A 10037-nucleotide genomic window follows, 5' to 3' on the forward strand; every position below is an offset into this window, starting at 1 on the left:
GGTTTTTATGGAATATCCGTATGATCTGGGCAGCTATTCAAGCCCAATCACCACTACATCCCCAGAGGCGCAGCTGTGGTTTGATCGCGGATTGATCTGGACCTATGGCTACAATCACCAAGAGGCCGTCGCTTGTTTCAAACAGGCGCTGTCCCATGATCCTGCCTGCGCCATGGCCCATTGGGGGCTGTCCTACGCCTCTGGCCCCAATTACAACATGCCCTGGGCGCTGCACGATCAGCCCGGTCGCGCCGAAGCCCTCGCCATCGCCTATGATGCCAGCCAGGCGGCACTGGAGCATTCAGCAGGCTGCACCACAGCCGAAACCCTGCTGATCAAGGCCCTGCGGGCGCGCTATCCACAGCGCGCGCTGGCCGATGACATGCATGCCTGGGATTATGACTTTGCCGATGCCATGCGCGCGGCCTTTGCCAGCTGTGACGACCATCTCGACCTGCGCACGGTTTATGCCGAAAGCCTGCTCAACCTCACCCCCTGGAAGATGTGGGATCTGAAATCCGGCGCCCCGGCCAAGGGCGCTGCGACGCTGGAGGCGCAGCAGGTGCTCGAAGCCGCCATGGCCACCGCCCCAGGCGCCATGCAGCACCCCGGCCTGTTACATCTCTATGTGCATCTGATGGAGATGTCGCCCACACCGGAAAAGGCGCTCAAGGCTGCGGATGTATTGCGCCGCCTGGTGCCGGATGCCGGGCATCTGGTGCATATGCCCACTCATATTGATGTGCTGTGCGGTAACTATCATGACGTGGTGCTGTGGAACGAAGAAGCGATCAAGGCAGATCTGAAATACTACGCCCGTGAAGGCGCCTATAACATCTACACGGGCTACCGCCAGCACGACTATCACTTCGTCATCTATGGCGCTCTTTTCCTTGGACAAATGGAACCCGCCCTGCAGGCCAACGCCGGGTTGTGGCAGACCACCCCGGAAGAGATGCTACGCATTGAGAGCCCACCGATGGCGGATTATTTTGAATCCTATATGGCGATGCACCCCCATATCCTGATCCGCTTTGGCCGCTGGGAGGACTGCATCAACCTGGCGTTGCCGCAAGATCCAAAGCTTTACTGCACTCTCACGGCAACCACCCACTACGCCCGCGCCATCGGCTATGCCGCCACTGGCCGCGTGGCAGAGGCCGAAGCGGAAGAGCAGCACTTTCTCGCAGCCAAGGCCCGGGTGCCGGAAAGCCGCCTGATGCACAACAACCGGGTGGTGGATCTGCTAGAGATTGCCCGCGAAATGCTGCGCGGTGAGATTGAATATCGCAAGGAAAACTACGCCACGGCCTATGACCACCTGCGCCGCTCGGTCGCCTTGGACGACACTCTGCCCTATGATGAACCCTGGGGCTGGATGCAGCCCACCCGCCACGCGCTAGGGGCACTGCTATTGGAGCAGGGCCACGTGGCGGAGGCCGAAGCGGTGTATCGTGCCGATCTCGGGCTCGACGACACCCTGTCGCGTGCCTCTGTTCATCCGGATAATGTGTGGAGTCTCAAAGGCCTACACGACTGTCTGCAAGCGCGCGGCGAATCCGTTGAGATCCATCACATCAAACAAAAGCTCGACCTTGCCCAGGCGCGCTCGGATGGGGTCTTTGCCTCCTGCGGCTGCGCCCAGGAGGCTATGCGCCCCTCAAACTGCTGCAGCGCGTAACGCTGCAGCTTTCAGGGACGATGAGTAGCCAAGGCCCTATTTGGCCTTGGCTTTTTTCCGTTCGGCAATCAAACGCTCTGCCAGATCGCGAGCGATGGCAAAGGCACCTTTGATTTTGTCGCTGTCCTTCTTCCAGTCGCGGCGCACCACGATTTTGTTGTCCTTGACCTTGGCCAGACCATTTTGCCCCTGAATGAAGTCAACCAGCCCCTGCGGCGAGGCAAATTTGTCATTGTGGAACTGTAGTGTCGCGCCCTTGGGGCCTGCGTCCAGTTTGGAAATGCCTGCGCGTTTGCACATGGCCTTGATGCGAACAACCAGCATCAAGGTATTGACTTCTTTTGGCAATTTTCCAAATCGGTCAATCAGCTCAGCGGCAAAACCTTCCAGCTCCACCTTGGTGGTGAGGGAGGAAAGACGGCGATACAGCCCCAGGCGCACATCAAGGTCCGGCACATAGGCCTCTGGGATCAACACCGGCACGCCCAGGTTAATCTGCGGCGCCCATTGCTCATCCCCGTCGCTCAAGCCTTCCAGCTCACCGGAACGGATCTTGGCAATCGCCTCTTCCAGCATCGACTGGTACAGCTCATATCCGACGTCGCGCATCTGGCCGGATTGTTCTTCACCCAGCAGGTTGCCTGCGCCCCGAATATCAAGGTCTTGGCTGGCAAGGGTAAAGCCGGCGCCCAGAGTATCAAGCGAGCCCAGCACCCGCAGGCGCTTTTCTGCGGCCGGTGTCAGGCGTTGGCGTGGCTTGGTGGTGAGATAGGCATAGGCGCGGGTCTTGGAGCGGCCCACACGGCCCCGGATCTGGTAGAGCTGCGACAGGCCAAACATATCCGCACGGTGCACCACCATGGTATTGGCGGTTGGAATATCTAGACCGCTTTCAACAATCGTGGTCGCCAACAGTACGTCGTATTTGCCATCGTAAAAGGCATTCATCCGGTCATCCAGCTCACCCGGGGCCATCTGACCATGGGCCACCATATAGCTGAGTTCGGGCAATTGCTCTTTCAGGAAGGCCTCGATTTCGGGCAGATCCGAGATGCGGGGCACCACGTAAAAGCTTTGGCCACCACGATAATGTTCGCGCAAAAGCGCCTCGCGCAATGTAACCGCGTCAAATTCGCTGACATAGGTGCGGATCGCCAGACGGTCCACTGGTGGCGTACCGATGATCGACAAATCACGCACCCCGGTGAGGCTCAGCTGTAGGGTACGCGGGATTGGCGTCGCGGTCAGGGTCAGCACATGGATGTCAGATCGCAGCTGTTTCAGCCGTTCTTTGTGGCCCACACCAAAGTGCTGTTCCTCGTCGATGATCAACAGGCCGAGGTTGTTGAACCGGATGTTTTTGGCCAGCAAGGCATGGGTGCCGATGACGATATCAACCGTGCCCTTGGCCATGCCTTCGCGCGTTTTTGCCGCCTCTTTTGCCGTAACAAAGCGCGACAACTGTCTGACTTCTAATGGAAATCCACGAAACCGTTGGGCAAAGGACGCAGCGTGCTGCCGCGCCAACAAGGTAGTTGGCGCAATCACAGCCACCTGCACGCCCGACATGGCCGCCACAAAGGCTGCCCGCATGGCGACTTCGGTTTTGCCAAAGCCCACATCGCCACAGATCAACCGGTCCATCGGCTGGCCCGAGGTCAGGTCCGCCATGACATCCTCAATCGCGCGCAGCTGATCGTCGGTTTCCTGATAGGGAAAGCGAGCCGAGAATTCCTCCCAGGCATGGGGCGGCGGATCCATTGCCGGGGCACGGCGCAGGGCCCGTTCGGCGGCAATGCGGATAAGCTTATCCGCCATCTCGCGGATGCGTTCCTTGAGCTTGGCCTTTTTCGCCTGCCAGGCGCCGCCGCCAAGACGATCCAGAAAGGCCTCGTCGTGGCCGTATTTGGACAGCAGTTCGATATTCTCTACCGGCAGGTAAAGCTTGGACTCCTCGGCATATTCCAGCAGCAGGCATTCATGGGCGGCCCCGGCGGCGCGCACCACCTCCATACCCATGTAACGGCCAATGCCATGGTCCACATGCACCACCAGATCACCCGGGCTGAGCGACTGTGTTTCGGTTAGGAAATTCTCTGCCTTGCGGCGTTTCTTGGGCGCCCGGATCAACCGGTCCCCCAGCACATCCTGCTCTGAGATTACCGTCAAATCGTCGGTCTGAAACCCATGCTCCAGCGCCCAAACCGCCAGATGCAGCCCGGATTTTCCGATCCTTGTGCCATCCATCACCGGGATGACTTCTGCCAGACCTTCGTCCTCGATCAGCCCGGTCAGCCGTTCGCGCGCGCCCTCGGAATAGGAGGCAACAACAACCGGCCCCTCCTGCAGACGCGCCTTAATGTGGTCGGCCAATGCCCCAAAAAGGCTGACATTTTCCTGCTGCCGCTCGGGCGAGAAGTTGCGACCAATACGGCCACCAGCATCCACCACCCCTGGACCAGAGGCCTGCGCCAGAGGATGCAGCTGAATGCGCCGCAGGGGCGCCACCGCTTCCTCCCAGGCGGCATCATCCAGATAGAGCAGCCCCGGCGGAGTGGGTTTGTAAACCGTATCCATGCGCCCCTTCTGGCTCATGGCGATCTTGCGGGTCTCGTACTGGTCTTCGATGCTGTCCCAGCGCGCCAGACGCGCCGGGGTGACCTGATCGTCGATCGTGACCGTGGCCTTTGGCAGGTAGTCAAACAGCGTTTCCAGTTTATCGTGGAAGAATGGCAACCAATGCTCAATACCCTGATGTTTGCGCCCGGCGCTCACCGCTTCATACAGCGGATCATCGGTGCCGGCGGCGCCAAACTCGATCCGGTAATTCTGTCGGAACCGGGTGATGGCGGCCTCATCCAGGATCACTTCGGAAACCGGAGCCAGTTCGATCAGATCCAGGGTTTGGGTGGTGCGCTGACTGGCGGGATCAAACCGGCGGATACCGTCCAGAACATCGCCAAAAAAATCCAGCCGCACCGGGCCGCTGTCGCCCGGGGGGAAGATATCAATAATGCCGCCGCGAATGGCATAGTCCCCCGGTTCCATCACCGTGGGGCTTTGCACAAAACCCATGCGCACCAGGAATTCACGCAAAGATTTTTCATCAACCCGCTGATCCACTCGCGCCGAAAAGGCCGCCTGACGCAACACATCGCGCGTCGGCACCCGCTGGCTGGCGGCATTCAGGGTGGTCAACAGGATGAACTGTTTCGGCATCTGGTGCACCAGCGCCGCCAGACAGGCCATCCGCGCCGCCGCCACATCCGCATTGGGTGAGACCCGATCATAGGGCAGACAGTCCCAACCGGGGAAGATGACCACCGGCATTTCTGGCGCAAAAAACGCAAGCGCGGCCCGCATGGCCTCCATCCGTTTGTCATCGCGGGCGATATGCAAGACGGGTTGGCTGGATTTGGCCAGCTCATCCAGGATCAGCCGGGCATCAAACCCTTCGGGGGCGCCGCCCATGGTAATCGCTCTTTGCGCCATATCGCGCCTCTCCTCTCAAACATCTGCTCGTGGACCTCATCCGAGGCAGGCTCGTTTCTTGGACTGCTGGGAGTGGACCACCTGCCCCGTGTTATACGGCGTTATACGGCGCGCAGAAATGCCCACATCGCAGCGCAGTTAGCCACCTAGTGGACCGATATTCAGGTTTTGATACATGCCCCAAAGCGCGGTCACAAAGATAAAAATCATGCCCAGAAGCTGTATCAAAAACCGGCACGTTGTCATGGCTTTATAAAGGTCTTCGCCCTGTGCCTCCTTTTGAAGAACTTTCTGCGCGGTCATCAGATTAATCAGAACGACCAGCGACAGCGGAAACACCAGCAAAAACACCGCCTGAGCGATCTCCATCCCCAGCACAAAGCCAAGGGTCGCCAAGGCAGACAGGAAAAAACAGGCAAGCCCGAGCAGCCAGACCCCGGCGGATCGCACCACGAACATCATACGGTTCACGTTGATACGCACCAGATCGTCCAGGTCCTGCACCGCTTGCCCACCGTATTTGCGGGCCCGATGCACCATGTCAAACGGTGCGCCCAGAATGCGATGGCTAAGGGTAGACCACATAACCGCCAAGGCAATCCAATACCACAGATTGGAAAAAGACCGCAGATCAATCATCTCGGACAGGGTTTCAAACAAGCTCAAAACGTCAATGCCTCTTATCACGCAGGATCACGCTGCCGCCCGAACTGACTCTTTTGCAGACAGAAGGCAATATCCCGCGGCTGCGAACCGGCTCTATATCCTCTGTCACATTGGGTTAAACAAGCCCCCGAGCACAGCCAGGCCGGCAGAGTGAGAAAAGCGCGGCGATTGTGCCACTTGCCTTGGGCCAGGCTTCCATGCGACCCAAAGGCAACCTGCAATAAAACAGATGAGTTCCAGATGAAGCCGACCGTCGCTCCCTTTCCCGCCGCCCGATTGCGCCGTACCCGGGTCACCCCTGCAATCAGAGGCTTGGTTCGTCAGAACACCCTGACCACGGATGATCTGATCTGGCCGGTGTTTGTGCGCGATGGCGAAGGTATTGAGGAACCCGTGAGCTCGATGCCTGGCGTGCTGCGCCGCTCGGTCGACAAGATTGCCGAGGCCGCGGTGGAGGCACAGGCGCTGGGCATTCCGGCGATCTGTCTGTTTCCCTACACCGATGCCGCACTTAAGACAGAGGATTGTGCTGAGGCCTGGAGCCCGGACAATCTGTGCAATCGCGCTATCCGCGCCATCAAAGCGGTGGCGCCCGATATTGCGGTAATGACCGATGTGGCGCTGGACCCCTATAATATCAACGGCCATGATGGCTATGTGGTTGACGGTGAGATCCTCAATGATGAAACCGTTGAGGCCCTGGTCAAGATGAGCCTGGCCCAGGCAGAGGCCGGCGCGGATATCATCGGCCCCTCTGATATGATGGATGGCCGTATTGGCGCCATGCGCAGCGCCTTGGAAGCAGCCGGTCATCGCAATGTCTCGATCCTGTCCTATGCGGCAAAATACGCCTCGGGCTATTATGGCCCCTTCCGGGATGCGGTTGGCGCCTCAGGAGCGCTGCAGGGCGACAAAAAGACCTATCAGATGGATCCCGGCAACTCGGATGAGGCCCTGCGCCTGATCGAGCGCGACCTGCAGGAAGGCGCGGATATGGTGATGGTGAAGCCGGGAATTGCCTATCTGGACATCTGCTACCGGGTGAAATCCACCTTTGGCACACCAACCTTTGCCTATCAGGTCTCGGGTGAATACGCGATGATCCAGGCTGCGGCGCAAAATGGCTGGATCGACGGGGAAAAGGTCATGCTGGAAAGCCTGATGGCCTTTAAACGCGCCGGCTGTGATGGGATCCTCAGCTACTTTGCACCTCAAACGGCCCGAATTCTTAACGGTTAGGGGTAGCAGGCCTCTGCCGCCCCGCCAGTATGATCAACGGGATGATCAACGGCCTGCACATTGGCCTGCTCACCAGAAGGTGACTGCCATAGAGCGATATGCCGCCCATTTGCGGCTATGACTGTTGCCCAAGTGGTGACAGTTGGCGACAATGCACCTATACCTTATGGCAGAGCCGGAAAACCGGCCTATTGCAACGACACCCGCTCGGGCAGATTTGACCGGGGTGAGGATCTCTCACCCAGGTTTGGCCGTTTCGAGCAGCAGGACAGGCAACTGGATATATGAGCAGCAAATCTTTTGACCGCATGTCACGTCGCGGATTCACCCTAAGCCTTTTGGCCGGAGCGGGCGTTACCGCCGCCTGCGGCAATGGCGTTGGCAGCAACAATGGGGCGACCATCGATGCCCGCGTCGATTCAACTCTGAATCAGATGTATAATCGCTACCCCAACACCCAGACCCTGGCGGCAAAATCCACCGGTATGCTGGTCATGCCGCTGGTGACAGAGGCAGGGTTTATTTTTGGCGGAGCCTATGGCCGCGGCGCCCTTCTGATCAATGGCGCCACCGTGGATTATTATTCGACCGTAAAAGGCAACGCGGGGCTGCAAATCGGCGCCCAGCAATATGCCCATGTTTTGTTCTTTATGACACAGGATGCGCTGAGCGGGTTCCGTCGCTCGTCAGGCTGGGCCGCAGGCGCGGATCTTGAGTATGTGGTCCGCGATGACGGGAACTCCATCTCTGCCGATACAAACACGCTGACCTCGCCGGTTCTTGCGGCTGTCTTTGGTCAGGCCGGGCTGCGCATTGGCGCAACGCTGGAAGGCACAAAATACACCCGCATTATCCCCTAGGCGCCAATTCCGCCCCTTTTGGGCGACCGTTACGCCAAGCTAGAAATACAAAAGGCCGTGCAAATCATTTTGCACGGCCTTTTTTGGGTATTTAGCTCTTCGCCACCTGCCTGGCTGTCTGGCTGTGGCACCCTGCGCGAGGTTTTGCCCGCAAAGGGATCAATCCAAGGCCCGCAGGCGTTTAACCAGAGAAGATGTATCCCAACGGCCACCGCCGAGTTTTTGCACCTCTTTATAGAATTGATCCACCAGGGCCGTGACCGGCAGGCTGGCTCCGGTTTCATTGGCCGCATCGAGACAGATCCCCAGATCCTTGCGCATCCAATCCACGGCAAAGCCATGTTCGAAATGATCGTCCAGCATGGTTTCATGACGATTGGCCATTTGCCATGACCCGGCCGCCCCCTGGCTGATCACCTCAACCACCGCGCGCCCGTCAAGGCCCGCTTGTTCGGCAAAATGCAACGCCTCACTCAACCCCTGCACCAATCCGGCAATCGCGATCTGGTTGGACATCTTGCACAACTGCCCCGCCCCACTGTCACCAATGCGGCGGCAAATCTTTGCGTACACCTCCATCACCGGTAAGGCCCGGTCAAACGCGCCTTGGTCACCGCCACACATGATCGACAGCGCCGCATTTTCGGCCCCCGCCTGCCCGCCAGAGATCGGCGCGTCAACAAAACTGATCCCGGCTGCGTGCGCATCCGCATACAACTCCCGAGTTACAAGGGCGGAGACGGTGGTATGATCCACAAAGATGGTGCCAGCGGACATGCCCGCAAACGCGCCGTCCTCGCCCAGACACACAGCGCGCAGATCATCGTCATTGCCAACGCAGGCCATGACCATTTGCGCACCCGTCGCGGCGGCGCGCGGGGTTGTGGCATGCGTCCCGCCATAGTCCTTGGCCCAGGCTGCCGCCTTGGCCGCTGTGCGGTTATAGACACTCACGTCATGCCCCGCCTTTTGCAAATGGCCCGCCATCGGCCCGCCCATTACACCCAGTCCCAAAAATGCGAGCTTTGCCATCTGCTTTTCCTTACCCTTCGGTTGCGCTATTGCATGACACACCTATCATCTCGCGCGCCTTGGTCAATTGGCGTGCTACTGGCGGAGCATTAAATGGCGCTGATTTTTCGTTGGCTGATCCGTCTGACAGCATTGCTGATTGTGTTGTCTGTGCTGGCAATTGGGTTGGTTTACTGGCTGGCCTCGCGGTCATTGCCCGACTACACCGACAATGTCACCGTGCGGGGGGTCAGCGCCCCTGTTGAGATCGTGCGCGACAATGCCAATGTGCCGCATATCCTGGGGGCAACCGACGCGGATGTTTTTTTCGGCCTAGGGTTTGCCCATGCCCAGGATCGCATGTGGCAGATGATCACGTTGCGCCGCACCGCACAGGGGCGTCTGAGCGAAGTGTTTGGCGGGGCCACCCTGAATACCGACAAGCTGTTGCGCCGTTTGGATATTTATACGCTGTCCGTGCAATCCATCGACGCGCTTGATGCCAAAACCCTTGCCGCGCTGACGGCCTATTCGGCGGGCGTGAATGCCCGGATCGAACAGATCAATTCCGAAGCCTTGGGGCGCGGTGCGCCTGAAATGATGTTGTTCAACGCGCCGATGGCACCGTGGCGCCCGGCGGATTCGGTGGCGATTGTGAAACTGATGGGATTGCAATTGTCCGGCCATCTGGACGCCGAAGTGATCCGCGCGCGCACCTCGCTGGTGTTGCCGGATGCGGATCGGTTGATGGATATTCTGCCCGACGCGCCCGGATCAGGCATCGCCGCCCTGCCCGAATACGCCAGCCTTGCCCCCGGTGCACCACGTTATGCGGCCAACACCACCACGGCGCGCCATCCCCTGTCACCGTTCAAATCATTCGCTTTGGCCGGGGCTTCCAACGCTTGGGCCGCCGCACCCAGCCGCTCGGCCTCTAGCGGGACCTTGCTGGCCAATGACCCGCATCTGGGCTTTAGCGCGCCCTCGATATGGTATCTGGCCCGTCTGGAAATCGCTGCGGGCGGCGTTATTGGCGGCACGATCCCCGGTGTGCCCGTGGTGCTGACAGGGCGGTCTGAGGCCTTGGG

7 protein-coding genes are annotated in these 10037 nt (G+C 59.3%); 4 read left to right on the top strand and 3 right to left on the bottom strand.

Annotation, left to right across the window (positions count from 1 at the left end; genetic code table 11):
• The first annotated feature begins 7 nt into the window (after nucleotides 1–7).
• The gene (locus QZ268_RS10565) at nucleotides 8–1681 is read left to right on the top strand and encodes a hypothetical protein (RefSeq protein WP_295452044.1); all 1674 of its coding nucleotides are present in this window, start codon (nucleotides 8–10) and stop codon (nucleotides 1679–1681) included.
• A gap of 36 nt (nucleotides 1682–1717) precedes the next feature.
• On the opposite strand, the gene mfd is transcribed toward QZ268_RS10565, so the two are convergent.
• Complete coding sequence (gene mfd / locus QZ268_RS10570; RefSeq protein ID WP_295452047.1) at nucleotides 1718–5173, bottom strand: transcription-repair coupling factor; 3456 nt, start codon at nucleotides 5171–5173, stop codon at nucleotides 1718–1720.
• 138 nt (nucleotides 5174–5311) lie between these two features.
• Nucleotides 5312–5839, bottom strand: a complete 528-nt coding sequence (locus QZ268_RS10575; RefSeq protein ID WP_295452049.1) for a component of SufBCD complex — start codon at nucleotides 5837–5839, stop codon at nucleotides 5312–5314.
• A gap of 240 nt (nucleotides 5840–6079) precedes the next feature.
• Here QZ268_RS10575 and hemB point away from each other — a divergent pair, with 240 nt between their 5' ends.
• The gene (gene hemB, locus QZ268_RS10580; protein ID WP_295452052.1) at nucleotides 6080–7078 is read left to right on the top strand and encodes a porphobilinogen synthase; all 999 of its coding nucleotides are present in this window, start codon (nucleotides 6080–6082) and stop codon (nucleotides 7076–7078) included.
• Between the two features lie 284 nt (nucleotides 7079–7362).
• On the top strand, nucleotides 7363–7938 hold the full coding sequence (locus tag QZ268_RS10585; protein ID WP_295452054.1) for a YSC84-related protein: 576 nt from the start codon (nucleotides 7363–7365) through the stop codon (nucleotides 7936–7938).
• Between the two features lie 159 nt (nucleotides 7939–8097).
• On the opposite strand, the gene QZ268_RS10590 is transcribed toward QZ268_RS10585, so the two are convergent.
• Nucleotides 8098–8970: an NAD(P)-dependent oxidoreductase gene (locus QZ268_RS10590; protein ID WP_295452058.1), complete on the bottom strand. Its 873-nt coding sequence runs from the start codon at nucleotides 8968–8970 to the stop codon at nucleotides 8098–8100.
• A 93-nt stretch (nucleotides 8971–9063) separates the two neighbouring features.
• Here QZ268_RS10590 and QZ268_RS10595 point away from each other — a divergent pair.
• The coding region (locus tag QZ268_RS10595) for a penicillin acylase family protein (protein ID WP_295452060.1) at nucleotides 9064–10037 on the top strand (974 nt) is incomplete at its 3' end.

The sequence above is a fragment of the uncultured Pseudophaeobacter sp. genome (assembly GCA_905479575.1).
Lineage (GTDB): Bacteria > Pseudomonadota > Alphaproteobacteria > Rhodobacterales > Rhodobacteraceae > Pseudophaeobacter.

Excerpts from the sequence above, each read along its gene's own strand:
- QZ268_RS10565 (WP_295452044.1), top strand. The coding sequence starts at position 8 with ATGGAATATCCGTATGATCTGGGCAGCTATTCAAGCCCAATCACCACT.
- mfd (WP_295452047.1), bottom strand. The coding sequence starts at position 5,173 with ATGGCGCAAAGAGCGATTACCATGGGCGGCGCCCCCGAAGGGTTTGAT.
- hemB (WP_295452052.1), top strand. The coding sequence starts at position 6,080 with ATGAAGCCGACCGTCGCTCCCTTTCCCGCCGCCCGATTGCGCCGTACC.
- QZ268_RS10585 (WP_295452054.1), top strand. The coding sequence starts at position 7,363 with ATGAGCAGCAAATCTTTTGACCGCATGTCACGTCGCGGATTCACCCTA.
- QZ268_RS10590 (WP_295452058.1), bottom strand. The coding sequence starts at position 8,970 with ATGGCAAAGCTCGCATTTTTGGGACTGGGTGTAATGGGCGGGCCGATG.